A 13945-nucleotide genomic window follows, 5' to 3' on the forward strand; every position below is an offset into this window, starting at 1 on the left:
CCCTATTTATGACTAGTTGTTCCTATATTCAATTAGCACAAAAAACGAAGTCTCAAAAAGGAGCATTTGAATCTGAACAAGTAATTGAAGGCGTTTTGCTCTTAGACCCCAACCCTTTAACGATCAGTGAAGACGCAATCTATGGTCCAGTAGTATTAGACCTGGAGGGTAAACGGTATCCAATGAGTTTATACTATCCGATGGAAGAAGGGAAGTTAGATCTACCTAATCTGTTAAAACGATCGAGTTATAAAATAGAAGGTGAATTCAAATTAACTAGCCCCAAACCAGCAAGAAATTTTGGAATCTTTGATTACCAAAAATATTTAAGTTCGCAGGGGATAGTTTGGCAAGTCGAATGCCTAAAGCAGGTCACGATTCAACCATATCGACCTAGCTTGATCGAGGATGCTCTATTTTGGGGGGCAAACCTGCGGGCTCGATTTTTTTATGTTTTTAGACGACTAGATCATCACTTTTTAGTGGCTATCCATAATAAGCTTTTATATAATTTAAATTCAATGAACTATCGTCTTTTCAAGAAAGATCTAGCGATCTTAGGGGTAATGCATTTCTTTTCGATTTCAGGATTTCACCTAGATTTTATTCGAAGAAGGGCTAAATTGACTCTTCTTCGATTGGGAATTGACCCCACGGTGGTTGAATGGGTGGTAGCTGTTTTGCTATTGATTTTCTCAACATTAATTGCTTGGCCGATTGGAGTAATTAGATCTTTTTGCTATTATTATGCCAAAAAAATTTGTCGTTATTTTTCGATGCCTCTAAGTTCTCTGGATATTTTAGCAATTTTAGCCATAATTTTATTAATTATCAATCCTAATTATCTGCTGAATCTAGGATTTGTTCTTTCATTCTTAATGTCAGCCTTAATCATATTTCATCAACAGATGGCATTGCCCACCGTTTCTGATCGCCTTGCAGGTTACGAATTAAATCTAATTTGTTTATTGTTTTCTTGGCCTCTGGTTCTTAATCAGACTTTTCAGTGGAATGGGGCACAATTTATCAGCTTGATTATATTTGGGTTAGCCTTTGATGCGGGAGTAATGTCTGCCATGTTTGTTTTTTCAGTTTTGATCTATCTAAGTCAATTTATTCCAAAATTAATATCTGCCATTGCTTGGCTATCGACGTTTTGTAGTAAGGTTTGGAATTATTTATCATTAGCTGAACATGTGGATTATTTTTCTTATTTATTGGGGCGTGTTGCTTCTTGGCAGATTATCTTACTTCTTATTGCAGGTATCCTATTTGTTTATTATCTTCGGCAAAATAAGCGTTTGGCTTGGAGTTGGGTGTTTGCAATATATGTGAGTGTTCTATTTATTGGACCAAGTATGGATATGTCAACGCGGTTAACACTTATTGACGTGGGCCAAGGAGATGCGATGTTAGTTTCTTTTCCGTTTGGGGCAGGACACTGGCTTATTGATACAGGTGGACAGGCAGATTGGTATCAAAACGGTATGATCAATCGAGATTTTGCTTACAAAAATATCATTCCAGCCATAAGAGCTCAAGGTGTAAGACGGCTGAAAGGAGTTGTTATTACCCATCCTGATGTGGATCATATCGGAAATCTTTTTACCTTGCTTCATGAAATACCGATTGATGACTTGTTTGTATCTGAATATACCTATGGAAGTGAGCTGTGGCAGTCCTTAAGTGATGGTTTATCCGTTCAAACAAAGGTTCGAATTATCCCCGAAGGAACACAGCATAGTCTTTTGAAAGGTCGATTGAGGATTGAATCCTTAAAACGATCGCCTCAGTCTCAAGATCCTTCGAATGATTCTTCTTTGGTAACAACGCTTTTCTTTGGAGGTAAGACTTTTTTAAATACAGGAGATTTGACAGCTGTTCAAGAAAAAGTTTATTTAGAAATGGGAGAAGGACCAGTGATCGATGTTTTAAAACTTGGACATCATGGAAGTCGTACTTCTACAAGCTCTCTCTTTTTAACCCAGCTTCATCCCAAGATGGCTCTGATATCGGCGGGAGAAAACAATCGTTACGGACATCCACATGCAGAGGTTTTAGATCGATTAGAAGCTCTTGCGATTCCCTATCTATCGACGCATCAAAAAGGAGCGATTCAATTTATTTATCATCCCTTGTGGGGGTGGTCAGTGGAATGGTGTATTAGAGATGAAACTTGACAAATATTATTGAATTCATTAAATTGAAAGAGAATGGAGGGTGTATATGGAAAAAATCGCAAGTTTTACCATTGATCATTTAAAGCTAAAACCAGGGGTGTATTTATCGCGTAAGGATCAAATTGATAATCGGGAGTTAATGACCTACGATCTAAGAATGACGGCACCGAATATTGAGCCTGTAATGAATACAGCAGAAATGCATACGATTGAACATTTATTAGCGACCTATCTGCGAAACGAAGCATCCGTTAAAAATGAAATCATTTATTTTGGACCGATGGGATGCCGTACAGGTTTTTATTTAATTGTGACTGATAAGCTACAAGGTCAAGCACTATTAGATTTATTAAAAGACGCTTTCAAATTTGTCGCGGATTATGAAGGAGATATTCCCGGAGCTACTGCTACTGATTGTGGAAATTATTTGGATCATAATCTACCGATGGCTAAGTATTTGGCAAACAAATACCTAGCGGTTTTGGAACAAATTACGGATACTCAGTTTAACTATTAGGGAATGTGGTTGATCAATTTAACGAATTTCGTTACTTTTAGTTCAGTTATTAGTTAAACTGATAGACAGTTGATTATAGGAGGTTGTTGCTTATAACAACCTCTTATTTTTATAAGGAGGGCTTAGATTGGTCATTAAGTTGGAAGGATTAGATTCATTGAAGGTTTTTCTGAACCACCCTAAAAAAGAGATTGCTTTATTAGATTCTTTATTTAAGACGAGCTTTTTTAAGCCCATGAATAAGGGAGAAATAGATAAGAGTAAAAGTCAGTGGAATAATTTTAGTTATTATCTAGACTTTAGAGCCATTCAGCCAATCACTCATTTCCAATTAGGCACAAATCATATTGAAGGAGTTTGCTTTTATATGTCTGGTATCGATCAATTCGATCATCTTATAAAAAGACTGATTCAATTGAAGATTGATTACCATATTGAAAAACTCCCATTGATAGGAAAGGGACTAATTTTTTCCTTGCAAGAAGGTATTAATTATTGGGTAGGAATTCAAACAGATCCTGATTATCAGTCTTTAAATGGGGTCAAGGGGCCAGTGGTCTTACGTTTAGCCTATTGTCGTGATTTTGTTGCAGCTCTTCAAGATTTGTTTGAAATAGCGGTGTTGGAAGAGACTAACAACCATTATTTGTTGAGCTTTAATTCAGAAGTGTCGCATGCTGATTTGCTTTTAATATCAGATCTTCAGGGACCTCAATTTGACTCTGGAGGTTTGGAATCAGCAGAATTAGTTTACACTATACGACCAGATCAAAGTATGGATCAGATTCATCAGTTTTTGAATGAAAAGTCCGTGCATCATAATTATACAGTGGGGTCGATTGGTGAGGAAAAAATAACTTTACGGTTGGGACATATATCAATGCGACTGATAGAATCGAGAGGGTATAGTTTGCAAAGAAAAATGGATTAATTTAGAAACGAAAGGAGAAACAAATGAAAAAACGATATTGGCTTCTAGCAGGAATGGGTCTACTAACATATCAGGCTATTCAATTATCAAAGCGATATGCTCATCCATTAAAGAAGTTGGTTCATCAAGAACGCTTATTAAATAAAAATAAGCCCCCACTTTCATTGAATTGGCTTAGAGAAGAAACTTATAATAATCAATGGAAAAATGAATTAGAGCCTTATCTTCACCAAAGAAAAACAGTTAGCGTGTTAAACTCTGGAAAACAAAAGATTCATTATTCATTTTTTCAAGCAGATAAAGCCAAAGCTGTATTTGTCTTAGTTCATGGTTTTAATGAGTATCAGGAAAAGTTTTCAGAGCTAGTCTATTATCTTTTGCAAGCGAATATCTCGGTTTTAACTTATGATGCGAGAGGGCACGGACTATCTAAGTGTAGAACTAAACAGACTCAAATTGACATTGAAGATTTTAGCCTTTATGAATTAGATTTATGGCAGATGGTTCAGCGTGCAGGTAAATTAACTCATTCGTCCCTACCGATTTGGTTATTGGGTCATTCAATGGGAGGGGCGGTAGTTACTGGTTTTGCTGAAAAATACGCTTCAATGATTAATGGGGTGGTATTAATGTCGCCCATGCTATCGATTAGAAGTGGTAAGATGAGTTTAGGACAGATGCATATGATAGCGGATTTATTAAAGCTGATAGGAAAGGGTGATGATTATATACCAAGTACTTATGCCAAAGATAGCCAAAGTCGGTTAACATATCATGAACACAATTCATTAGATACTTCGGATGTTCGAGGAGCGTTTTATCATCAATTGAATTATAAACTTCATCTTTATCCCACTCATTCTGGCTCGATTAATTGGCTTAAGGCAGCCTTAGATTACTTACAAGTGATTAATCGACCTGAAGCTATTCAATTAATTGATGTCCCATGTCTGGTATTTAGACCAGGTAAGGATGTATTGGTGAGTCAGGAGGGTCCTTTAAATTTAATGTACTATTTACCAAATTCTTTAAATATCTTTATCCCTTATGAAAAACATGAATTACTGATGAGCGAAGATCAAACAATACAAGCGATTATTAGTCAAATTATTCGTTTTTTTGAGCATTCAAGGGGTTAATTAATCCTATTGTTCAAGGGTGAAGTAAAAAATATAAGAAATGTTAAAGAGGCCAACATCATAAAAGATGCGGCCTCTTTAATTTTTAATATTATTCAAATTATTGATGATAGCCAATGATTAAGCCCTTATCTTGGGCATAAAAAGAGCATAAACCAGAACAAGGAAGGATAAGAAGTTCCGTTTGAGGGTAAATTTCACGGATAAGATTGGCTAACTCTTCGGCAGCAGTATGATTTTGTACATGACTAATGACTACTTGTCCGCCATCAAAACCATTCTTTTCCATTTCACGGATCAACGCTTTGTAGGCGCGCTTAATCCCCTTTGTCTTTTGGGCTAATTCGATAGTGCCTTCAGGACTTCTTTTTCCAATAAGTCGAATTCCTAGAAGGCCAATCATTTGGCCAATAATTTTAGAAACTCGTCCATTTTTAACTAAAGAATCCACTGATTCTAATAAGAAGTTGACCTTGGTTTTTTCATGGAAGTGATTAATTTCAGAAATGACTGTTTCAAAAGAATGGTTTGCTTGAATGAGTTCAATAGCTTTTAAGATCAATAAGTCGATTTCAGCACCAGCAGAACGAGAGTCAATTATCTGAATGTTCTGCTTAGGGTTTTCTTCCAAGACAAGGTCTTTTGCGAGACTGGCCGAGTTGTACGATCCTGAAATCTGAGAAGATAGCGTGAAACAAAGTATATTTTCAGCATCTTTGAAGGCTTGTACATAAGAGTCAGGAGCGGGGCAAGCAGTTGTTGATGCGGATTGGCTCTGGGTCATCGTTTGGATCATTTCGGAAATGTCTAAATCAGTAGTATCGTGATAGATTTGATGATCGATATTTAAAATTAAAGGAACGACTTCGAAGGAAATATCCGAAGTGATATCGGAGATTGAACGAAAGTCTGATCCCGAGTCGGTAATAATTTTCCAAGTCATATATCTTCGTCCTTATCTATAGTGTGTTTTATTTTAGTATAGCGAATACAGAGCGGACATGCAATTTTTTAAACTTATTAGAAAATACTTGCTAGTTGAACAATTAGTTCGTACAATATGAGTAATGAAAGGGGAAGGACACCATGCTTGTAAGATTTTATCGTTCAAATTTAGTCTATTTAATTCGATTGGTATTTGCAATTGTTGGAGTGGGTTTCGCTTATATCCATCAAGTTGAATATGCTAATATTTCGTTATTGGTTTGTACAATTTTAAAGGTATTTTCAATGGATATTGCTAATCAATTTGATGCCTCAGAAGAAGCTTTATCTTTAGGGTTAGAGATTGAGGTCCAATCGGATTTTGTGGCTTTTGGCTTGCTGCCAGTTGCCTTATTGTTAAGCACTTCAGGTGGACAGACTTGGAGTATCTTTATTTTAACCCTTTATCTTCTAGCGGTTAGTTTACGTTTGGCACATTTTAATAGACCCGAGGTATTTCAAGGAGACGCTGTCGAGATAGAGGGATATTATTTAGGATTACCCTTAATTTCTGCAGGGGTGATTGTACCTTTTGTTTTATTATTAGCAGCTTTTTTAAGTCGTGAACTTCAAGCAGCTTTATTAGGAATTGTACTGGTTGTTTTAGCTGGTTTTTATCTAGTTAAACGTCCGGTTCAGCAGCTATCTAAAGAATATTTACGGTACGGCATCTTTGTGTTAATTGGTATGATAGTGTTATTTCTGTTGATGGCTGTATTCTAAGAAAAGACCAAGGCTGTGGTAGGAGTGTCACAGCCTTTTTACTTGGTTGCCAATTTAATAGCAGCATTCCTAATGTATGATTCGATACCAGCAAATCTTGATTATTTATTTAGAGCCTTTTTGGCATAAATAGATGGATCATGAACGATAGAATGTATAATTATTTTATAGTCTTTTGATGGACAGGTAAGTCTGAATAGGGGTTATAATTTTACTTTTTTGAGCCCTTTAGAAAATAGGTATCGGTTATACGGGATCACTTATTGACGGTTCTTAAAGCTTCCTGATTCAATCCTATTGTTTAGAGAGAATTTTGGGCAGTTGAATGATGGTCATATGGATGCAGACATTCACATTTATAATTAGCCATGGTCGAGAAATTAAGGTATTATTTGAAAGAGTATAGAGTAAAAACGTTTTTGACCATAGAAACGATGTTGATTTAAGGAGGAAATAATGCGAGATAAAGACTTTAAAAAGATTGAAGTAGACTTGGATCATTTCTTTGAAGAACAAGTTCAAAAGGATGCAAACTTATTGGAACCTAGTAAATCTATTCACGCGTTGGATAACGATCGGGTTTTATTAAATGAAGAGTTATATGTTATAGTCCTAGATCAAAAAGAAGCCTATCATTTTGATGATTTTAGTCGACGTTACCAAGACTACTTTTCTAAATTTGATTTTATCCTAGGGGATTGGGCATTCGGGCAGCTGCGTTTGAGAGGCTTTTATCAAATAGGAACACCAAATGTTGTTAGTGATCAACTTATTGATAGTTTAGACGATTACATCAAGGAATATTGTAATTTTGGGAGCAAGTATTTTTTATTAGCTAAACAAACAGCTTTGGATGAATATCCTGAGCGACTTGAAGCTCTTTTTGCAGGAAAATTGACTGTTAAGGAAGCTCCTTCGGGTCATCGACGTACAAATCGGAATCGACATGCTACCACTTCTATCAATTTTGATAGAGTATCTGTTAATCCTAAGACTCGTCGTAAAAATAAAAATAGTTCTTCTACCAGTCCGAGTGAAAAGCACACTGATTTTAAAATAAGTGTGCACACTCATAAAAGGGCAGCAAAAGAAAATTCACGGGTGCAAGCTACGAAAGAGAAAAAGTCGTTCACCATTCACCATCATAATAAGGGGAAGCGTTAGTAAAGGAAGACTCGATGAAAACGTATCAAGGTTATATTTTGGATTTAGATGGCACAACTTATGTAGGAAGTAATCGCTTGCCCTTGTCCGAACAATTTATCCATTATTTAGATAGGTCTAAGCGCCAGTATTTATTTATGACAAATAATGCAACGCGTCCTGTCTCGACAATTTATAATCAACTAAAAGTTGATTTACAATTACCCGTTGAAATCTCTCAAATTTATACTTCAGCAGTCGCGGCTATTGAATATCTTCAAGAGAATTATGAGAGATCCAGTAGGGTTTTTGTTTTAGGGGAAGATTTTTTAAAAGCCGAAGTTCAAAAAGCCGGTTATGCTGTTACTGATTCAAATCAGGCGCAAGTGGTACTACAGGCCCTAGATCGTCATTTAAACTATCAACGATTGACTCTTGCCTGTCAATGCTTATTGAATGGGGCTGATTTTATTGTCACGAATCGGGATCGACTTATACCAACCGAGCTTGGATTGGCACCTAGTTCAGGTGCAATTACTCGTTTTTTGATGGAGGCAAGTGAAAAAGACCCTTTTCTTATTGGAAAGCCTTCACCTTCGATTGTTGAATCGGCGGTGCGACGCATGAACTTAAACAAAGATCAAGTGTTAATGATTGGTGATAATTATCAAACAGACATTCAAGCGGGGCATTTGGCTGGGGTTGATACTTGTTTGGTCTTGACTGGAGTGACAGCGAAAGAAGATGTGTCAAACTTCAGCTATCAACCAAGCTATATTATTAATGACTTAGGAGAGTTGATTGGTTCATGAAACAAATAACACAAAATTTTTTTATGATGTTGCACTTTGTGCTATTTAGTCTTTCATTAGCGATTTGTTTAGTCTTTCTTTTTTCGTCGTTTTTATATGCGTTTTTTTTGAAATTTACTCAGTTGCCACAAATGCTGGGTTTGAGTGAGCAACAAATCTTGGTTAATTTTAATGCTTTGATCGAATATATCCTAAATCCTAAAACAACCAAGTTATCCCTGCCAGATTTTTCTTTTTCCCAGGGTGGATTACAACATTTTATTGATGTTAAGCTTCGTGTTCAAATCCTTTTTTTAATAATGATGATTTTATTAGTAGTCAGCATCTATCTGTGCTTTAAAATCCGTTTGCGAAAAAGGAAAATACCTGGGATATCTTTATTTTTTAAGGGAGGGTATTTGTTGCCTTTAGTGGTATTGTTTATTGCTGTTTTTGCATTTGAACCTCTGTTTGTAACATTTCATCAGATTTTCTTTAATAATCAGTTATGGTTATTTGATCCTTTAACAGATCCGGTTATCAATATGTTGCCGCAATCGCTCTTCTTATATTTTTTGATTTGGATTATTTTATTCTATGAGATTATTATGATGTTTATCCAGTTTATTCTACGGAAGAAAATTAATTAGCAAATCTAGACTATTCTAAAAAAGACTTTTTGGCAGATTTTAAGACCCATGAAAATTTAAATGAAAGAGGCTGGGACCATTTGGTCTCAGCCTCTTTCAATTTTACTAACTGGAAGATCAGTTTAATGATGGATACTGTGGGCTATTCGGCTAGCAGCAGCTGCAGCCAATGCTCCTACAATATCATCAATAAAGGTATTGCAGCGAGTTTCTTTCTCATCATTTAATTTTCCGATAATTCCAGGTTTCAGTTTGTCAACATAGCCGAAGTTGGTTAATCCAATTGAGCCATAGACATTGACAATAGATAAGATAAGAATTTCATCGATTCCGTAAAGGGATTCGTCGCGCATTAGCATATCAGATAGCACTGGCGAGAGATGACCGTTTTCAGCGGCAATATCTAACTCAATCCCAGTGATAACGGCATTTTGAACTTCTCTCTTTTCTAATACGGCTTCAATATTTTCTTTGCAACGATCTAATGTTAGGTCGTCGACATAGTCTTTTTGAAGTTGAAAGACTATGTCGGCAATATCATCAATTGTAACTCCGCGAACATTTAGCAAATAGTAGGCTTGTTTTTTTAACAAATCTTCATTCATCATATTATGAGTTTGTGTCATGGTATGCTCCTTCAAAAATTGAACTAGAATGGATCGGTAAAATCGGTTTATCAGGATTAATTCGTTGTAGAGCGTAATGTACAGCGAGAGGGGCTTCACCAAAGCCGCTTGCAATAATTCGAACTTTTCCTGGATACTGGGCAATATCGCCAACAGCAAACACACCAGGTAATTTTGTTTCCAGATGGCCATCCACCAGAATTTGATTTCTGTCAAATTCGAGGGGCCAATTTTTAATAGGCCCAATGGATGAAGTAAAACCATAATTAACGATTAAGTGATCAACCTCAAGTGTTACTTCATCTGTTCCTTTTACTTTGGTTAAGTTAAGGGTAGGTAGACCTTGTTGGCTAGTGTGAATGCTTTTTAATAGATAGGGTGTGACGAGTTCGATAGAGGATTGTTCAACTAAAGTAACTGTATGTTCCATCGCTCGAAATTGTGGTCGTCGATGAATTAGATAGATTTTTTTACAGATAGGTTCTAAGCTTAAGGCCCAGTCAAGGGCAGAATCACCACCACCACAGATGGCAACGGTTTGGCCTTCAAAGAAATATGGGTCCTGTACTAGGTAATGGAGTGATTTTCCTTCAAAGTTAACAGCTTCTCCTAGGTCTAATTTTCTTGGTTGGAAGGCACCGTTTCCAGCTGCAATAATGATGGTTCGGCTGAGATGCTTTTGTTTAGGGGTTTGTAATTGATAAAGATTAGACTCGATTTGTTTAATGGATTGAACCTCTTCGCCTAAACAAAAACACGTATCGAAATGAGCAAGTTGTTGTAGAAGCTTCTCACCTAAGTCCTTACCTTTAATTGCAGGGTAGGCAGGAATGTCATAAATTATTTTTTCACCATAAAGAAAACTGGGTTGGCCGCCAACTCCTTCCAAGGAATCAATCACTTTTACCTTGGCGTTTCGCATCTGAGCATAAAAAGCTGTAAACAATCCAACGGGACCTGCTCCGATAATTGTTATATCAAAAATTTCTTGCTTCAAATAGATTCCTCCTAATTAAATTTGAAATAGATTAATTGTAGAATTAAGGCAACGAAGCCGCCAGTAATGATCCCCGCAAAGACTTCGGTCGGTTTATGACCTTTATATTTAGTAATGACTAAGTCCTCATAATCATCAATATTTTTATTTGTTGATTGATCTGTATTGGGATCTGTTAAGGCTTTTTGTAGGATTTGATCTGGGCTCAATTTTGATTGATTAGCTATATACATTAGGAGTCGGTTAATGACTACTCCTAGTTCACCACTTTGTCGGCGAACTCCCATAGAGTCAAACATGACGATAACCCCGAAAATAGTGGCGATCGCCACGAAAGGTGACGAGAAGCCTTCTTGAAAAATTAAGGAAGCAATCAAACTAGCAACTGCAGCTGAGTGAGAGGAAGGCATCCCACCTGTTGAAGTAACGATATTTATACTTGGCGACTTACGGGAAAAATAAGCAATAGGTAGTTTAATTGCTTGGGCAAAGAAAATAGCAGTGATGGCTGAAATTAATGGATAGTTCATAAGCTAGCCCCTTCTATCAAATATATTCATTATCTATCATATCAAAAACTCACAGCTTTAACTATAAATTAGTTTTTATTTGCGGTAGAATAAAAGAGATATTAAAAGAGATATTAAAAGAGATGAAGGAGTGGGTGGCAATGAAAAAATATCCACAGATTAATAAAGAAGAACGTCAAGATTTACCAAGAGTGATAATGGAAACTAATAAAGGAAAGATAAAAATAGTTTTATTTCCTGAACATGCTCCTAAAACAGTTGAAAACTTTTTAGGTTTAATAGAAAAAGGTTATTATGATGATGTAGTATTTCACCGAGTGATCAAGGATTTTATGATTCAAGGAGGAGACCCTACTGCGAGTGGTATGGGGGGAGAAAGCCTCTGGGGAGAACCCTTTGAAGATGAATTTTCTGATGAATTATTCAATTTATATGGAGCTTTATCTATGGCTAATGCAGGCCCTAATACGAATGGAAGTCAATTCTTTATTGTATCTTGTCCTGAAGTTAATGAAGATATGCTGTCGCAAATGGCACTTGCTGGCTATGAGGAGCCGATTATTGATGCCTATCAAGAGCTAGGAGGAACACCTTGGTTGGATCAGCGTCATACTGTGTTTGGGCAGGTAGAAGAAGGGATGGACGTAGTCTTAGAAATTCAAGAATCTAAAACGAATGCTTTTGATCGACCCGAAGAAGATGTAGTGATCGAAAGGATTCAGCTTTTATCATAGAAAGGGGCTATATTGTTGCAAGCAACATCATTTAAAATTGGAGATATCATTGAAGGAGAGGTTACAGGAATTCAAAATTATGGTGTTTTTGTTAAATTATCGGAAGAAGAACAGGGACTTGTTCATATCTCTGAGTGTAAACATGGTTTTATGGGGGATATTAATGAATTCGTAAAGATTGGTCAAAAAGTTAAGGTTGTCATCATTGATATTGATGAATTTAATCAAAAGATCTCCTTATCAATGCGTGCTTTACATAAGTTGAATATTTCTCCATTTCCAGTAAGAAGAAAAAGAAAACGCCGTCCCTTACCCAATATTGGTTTTAAGACCTTGGCTGATAAAATGCCACAATGGATTGAGGAAGCAGTCGATTCAATTGATCATGATGAATTTAAGACAAAAATAAAGGTTTAGGAGATTATCCATGACACATATTCAATATCATACACAGACCATGCAACCATTTATCGAAGAGGTTGAGTTAGACCAGCTTGCTCCATACGCCAAGCTGGCACTCCACCAACTATTAACAAAGGAAGGAGCTGGTAATGATTTTACGGATTGGGTTGATTGGCCCATTCAATATAATAAAGAAGAGTTTAATCGAATTAAACAAGCTGCTCAGAAAATTCAGTCGGATTCGGAACTTTTGATTGTTATTGGTATTGGAGGCTCTTATTTAGGAGCTAAAGCAGCTATCGATTTTTTAAATCATTCGTATTATAACCTACTAGCTAAAAGTAAATCATTACCACAAGTTTTTTTTGTTGGGAATCATTTATCATCCACACAAATACAAGACTTAATCGAAGTCATGGGTGACCGATCGTTTTCAATTAATGTAATCTCAAAATCAGGTACGACAACTGAACCAGCTATTGCCTTTAGAATATTTAAACAAAAACTAATTGCAAAATATGGAAAAGACGAAGCAAGAAATCGAATCTATGTAACGACTGATTCTAAAAAAGGAGCCTTAAAAAAAGAGGCTCAAGAGGAGGGGTATGAAACATTCACGATCCCAGATGGCATTGGTGGTCGTTTTACAGTCTTAACTCCCGTAGGATTACTACCAATAGCAGTGACGGGTGCAGATATTGATCGCTTGATGCAAGGGGCACAACAAGCTACAAACAAGTATCGTATGGATAACTATCATGAGAATTCAGCCATGCGCTATGCAATGATACGTAATTGTTTATATCGTAAGGGTAAGGATATTGAGATTTTAGTAAATAACGAACCAGCCTTGCAGCCTTTTGGAGAGTGGTGGAAACAACTATATGCGGAATCGGAAGGGAAGAATCATAGGGGATTATTCCCAATGACAGCAAATTTTACAACGGATCTTCATTCGATAGGGCAAATGATTCAAGAAGGAAAAAGAAATCTCTTTGAAACTGTATTAAGATTCTCAAATGTGCGAAAAGATATAAGTGTGCCACAAATTGAAGAAAATCTAGATGGTTTAAAATATCTACAAGGTAGACAGGTCTCAGAAATTAATGAAAAAGCATTAGAAGGGACAGTTATAGCTCACCAAGACGGACAAACTCCGATAAGTATCTTAGAGATCGACAATATGAATGAAGAAGCTCTGGGAGAACTTATCATATTCTTTGAAATGGCTGTTGCCATATCCGGATATCTAAATGGAATAAACCCTTTTGATCAACCTGGTGTGGAAGCCTATAAGAAGAATATGTTTGCATTGTTAGGTAAGCCCGGGTATGAGGATTTACAGGCTCAATTAAGGCAAAAACAGCCTGAAACTAAATAGCATGAAAACAAAGGAAGAAGCACTGGCAGCTGGGTAATCAGCTGCCTTCTTTAAAATTATTAAATAAGTGTTGACTTTTATAACAAATCGGTATAAAATCATTTCTGTTGTTCGAATAAAAACAATGTTTCAAAAATAATTTTTAAAAAAGCATTGACAAAGCGGATGACAATATGCTATATTAACACTTGTCCGGTAAAGGACATCCGATCGAAAG

Annotated in this window: 15 protein-coding genes; 11 read left to right on the forward strand and 4 right to left on the reverse strand. The window is 36.3% G+C overall.

Going from position 1 to position 13945, the window contains the following annotated elements; genetic code table 11:
* Nucleotides 1–8: 8 nt before the first annotated feature.
* The 4 genes from HMPREF2758_RS00075 to HMPREF2758_RS00090 all read left to right on the forward strand — a co-directional run bounded on the left by HMPREF2758_RS00075 (nucleotide 9) and on the right by HMPREF2758_RS00090 (nucleotide 4767).
* Complete coding sequence (locus tag HMPREF2758_RS00075) at nucleotides 9–2180, forward strand: DNA internalization-related competence protein ComEC/Rec2 (protein ID WP_246823112.1); 2172 nt, start codon at nucleotides 9–11, stop codon at nucleotides 2178–2180.
* A gap of 46 nt (nucleotides 2181–2226) precedes the next feature.
* Complete coding sequence (locus HMPREF2758_RS00080; protein WP_070608388.1) at nucleotides 2227–2697, forward strand: S-ribosylhomocysteine lyase; 471 nt, start codon at nucleotides 2227–2229, stop codon at nucleotides 2695–2697.
* A 127-nt stretch (nucleotides 2698–2824) separates the two neighbouring features.
* Nucleotides 2825–3628, forward strand: a complete 804-nt coding sequence (locus tag HMPREF2758_RS00085; protein WP_070608390.1) for a hypothetical protein — start codon at nucleotides 2825–2827, stop codon at nucleotides 3626–3628.
* A 23-nt stretch (nucleotides 3629–3651) separates the two neighbouring features.
* On the forward strand, nucleotides 3652–4767 hold the full coding sequence (locus HMPREF2758_RS00090) for an alpha/beta fold hydrolase (RefSeq protein ID WP_070608392.1): 1116 nt from the start codon (nucleotides 3652–3654) through the stop codon (nucleotides 4765–4767).
* Between the two features lie 100 nt (nucleotides 4768–4867).
* Here the strand turns inward: HMPREF2758_RS00090 and HMPREF2758_RS00095 are convergent, their stop codons facing one another.
* Nucleotides 4868–5710 carry a DegV family protein gene (locus HMPREF2758_RS00095; RefSeq protein WP_070608395.1) on the reverse strand — a complete coding sequence of 281 codons (843 nt, stop codon included), beginning with the start codon at nucleotides 5708–5710 and terminating at the stop codon, nucleotides 4868–4870.
* Nucleotides 5711–5853: 143 nt separating this feature from the next.
* Between HMPREF2758_RS00095 and HMPREF2758_RS00100 the strand changes: the two genes are divergently transcribed.
* The 4 genes from HMPREF2758_RS00100 to HMPREF2758_RS00115 all read left to right on the forward strand — a co-directional run bounded on the left by HMPREF2758_RS00100 (nucleotide 5854) and on the right by HMPREF2758_RS00115 (nucleotide 9058).
* The gene (locus HMPREF2758_RS00100; protein WP_006909017.1) at nucleotides 5854–6474 is read left to right on the forward strand and encodes a CDP-alcohol phosphatidyltransferase family protein; all 621 of its coding nucleotides are present in this window, start codon (nucleotides 5854–5856) and stop codon (nucleotides 6472–6474) included.
* A 456-nt stretch (nucleotides 6475–6930) separates the two neighbouring features.
* Nucleotides 6931–7638 (forward strand): YutD family protein, encoded by a 708-nt coding sequence (locus HMPREF2758_RS00105; protein ID WP_006909018.1) that lies wholly within the window; start codon nucleotides 6931–6933, stop codon nucleotides 7636–7638.
* Between the two features lie 14 nt (nucleotides 7639–7652).
* Entirely contained in the window at nucleotides 7653–8429 is a 777-nt protein-coding gene (locus HMPREF2758_RS00110) for an HAD-IIA family hydrolase (protein WP_006909019.1), read from the forward strand.
* A complete protein-coding gene (locus HMPREF2758_RS00115) occupies nucleotides 8426–9058 on the forward strand; it encodes a TIGR01906 family membrane protein (RefSeq protein WP_070608397.1) in 633 nt (210 codons plus the stop codon). Before HMPREF2758_RS00110 ends, HMPREF2758_RS00115 begins: the two co-directional genes overlap by 4 nt.
* 122 nt (nucleotides 9059–9180) lie before the next feature.
* On the opposite strand, the gene HMPREF2758_RS00120 is transcribed toward HMPREF2758_RS00115, so the two are convergent.
* The 3 genes from HMPREF2758_RS00120 to HMPREF2758_RS00130 are packed head-to-tail and all read right to left on the reverse strand — an operon-like array spanning nucleotide 9181 to nucleotide 11211.
* Entirely contained in the window at nucleotides 9181–9666 is a 486-nt protein-coding gene (locus HMPREF2758_RS00120) for a phosphatidylglycerophosphatase A family protein (protein ID WP_035392869.1), read from the reverse strand.
* A 1-nt stretch (nucleotide 9667) separates the two neighbouring features.
* Nucleotides 9668–10681, reverse strand: coding sequence for an NAD(P)/FAD-dependent oxidoreductase (locus HMPREF2758_RS00125; RefSeq protein ID WP_070608399.1), 1014 nt, complete (start codon nucleotides 10679–10681; stop codon nucleotides 9668–9670).
* Between the two features lie 11 nt (nucleotides 10682–10692).
* A complete protein-coding gene (locus HMPREF2758_RS00130) occupies nucleotides 10693–11211 on the reverse strand; it encodes a divergent PAP2 family protein (RefSeq protein ID WP_070608401.1) in 519 nt (172 codons plus the stop codon).
* Nucleotides 11212–11351: 140 nt separating this feature from the next.
* Between HMPREF2758_RS00130 and HMPREF2758_RS00135 the strand changes: the two genes are divergently transcribed.
* From HMPREF2758_RS00135 to HMPREF2758_RS00145, 3 genes are read left to right on the forward strand one after another with little or no spacing between them, the layout of a single operon-like run.
* Nucleotides 11352–11945 carry a peptidylprolyl isomerase gene (locus HMPREF2758_RS00135; protein WP_016648156.1) on the forward strand — a complete coding sequence of 198 codons (594 nt, stop codon included), beginning with the start codon at nucleotides 11352–11354 and terminating at the stop codon, nucleotides 11943–11945.
* A gap of 15 nt (nucleotides 11946–11960) precedes the next feature.
* Complete coding sequence (locus HMPREF2758_RS00140) at nucleotides 11961–12362, forward strand: CvfD/Ygs/GSP13 family RNA-binding post-transcriptional regulator (RefSeq protein ID WP_016648155.1); 402 nt, start codon at nucleotides 11961–11963, stop codon at nucleotides 12360–12362.
* 10 nt (nucleotides 12363–12372) lie between these two features.
* Nucleotides 12373–13728 (forward strand): glucose-6-phosphate isomerase, encoded by a 1356-nt coding sequence (locus HMPREF2758_RS00145; protein WP_070608403.1) that lies wholly within the window; start codon nucleotides 12373–12375, stop codon nucleotides 13726–13728.
* Nucleotides 13729–13945: the final 217 nt, after the last annotated feature.

Origin of the sequence: Facklamia sp. HMSC062C11 (genome assembly GCF_001810675.1) — a bacterium.
Lineage (GTDB): Bacteria > Bacillota > Bacilli > Lactobacillales > Aerococcaceae > Facklamia > Facklamia hominis.

Excerpts from the sequence above, each read along its gene's own strand:
- HMPREF2758_RS00075 (WP_246823112.1), top strand. The coding sequence starts at position 9 with ATGACTAGTTGTTCCTATATTCAATTAGCACAAAAAACGAAGTCTCAA.
- HMPREF2758_RS00080 (WP_070608388.1), top strand. The coding sequence starts at position 2,227 with ATGGAAAAAATCGCAAGTTTTACCATTGATCATTTAAAGCTAAAACCA.
- HMPREF2758_RS00090 (WP_070608392.1), top strand. The coding sequence starts at position 3,652 with ATGAAAAAACGATATTGGCTTCTAGCAGGAATGGGTCTACTAACATAT.
- HMPREF2758_RS00095 (WP_070608395.1), bottom strand. The coding sequence starts at position 5,710 with ATGACTTGGAAAATTATTACCGACTCGGGATCAGACTTTCGTTCAATC.
- HMPREF2758_RS00100 (WP_006909017.1), top strand. The coding sequence starts at position 5,854 with ATGCTTGTAAGATTTTATCGTTCAAATTTAGTCTATTTAATTCGATTG.
- HMPREF2758_RS00105 (WP_006909018.1), top strand. The coding sequence starts at position 6,931 with ATGCGAGATAAAGACTTTAAAAAGATTGAAGTAGACTTGGATCATTTC.
- HMPREF2758_RS00110 (WP_006909019.1), top strand. The coding sequence starts at position 7,653 with ATGAAAACGTATCAAGGTTATATTTTGGATTTAGATGGCACAACTTAT.
- HMPREF2758_RS00115 (WP_070608397.1), top strand. The coding sequence starts at position 8,426 with ATGAAACAAATAACACAAAATTTTTTTATGATGTTGCACTTTGTGCTA.
- HMPREF2758_RS00120 (WP_035392869.1), bottom strand. The coding sequence starts at position 9,666 with ATGATGAATGAAGATTTGTTAAAAAAACAAGCCTACTATTTGCTAAAT.
- HMPREF2758_RS00130 (WP_070608401.1), bottom strand. The coding sequence starts at position 11,211 with ATGAACTATCCATTAATTTCAGCCATCACTGCTATTTTCTTTGCCCAA.
- HMPREF2758_RS00135 (WP_016648156.1), top strand. The coding sequence starts at position 11,352 with ATGAAAAAATATCCACAGATTAATAAAGAAGAACGTCAAGATTTACCA.
- HMPREF2758_RS00145 (WP_070608403.1), top strand. The coding sequence starts at position 12,373 with ATGACACATATTCAATATCATACACAGACCATGCAACCATTTATCGAA.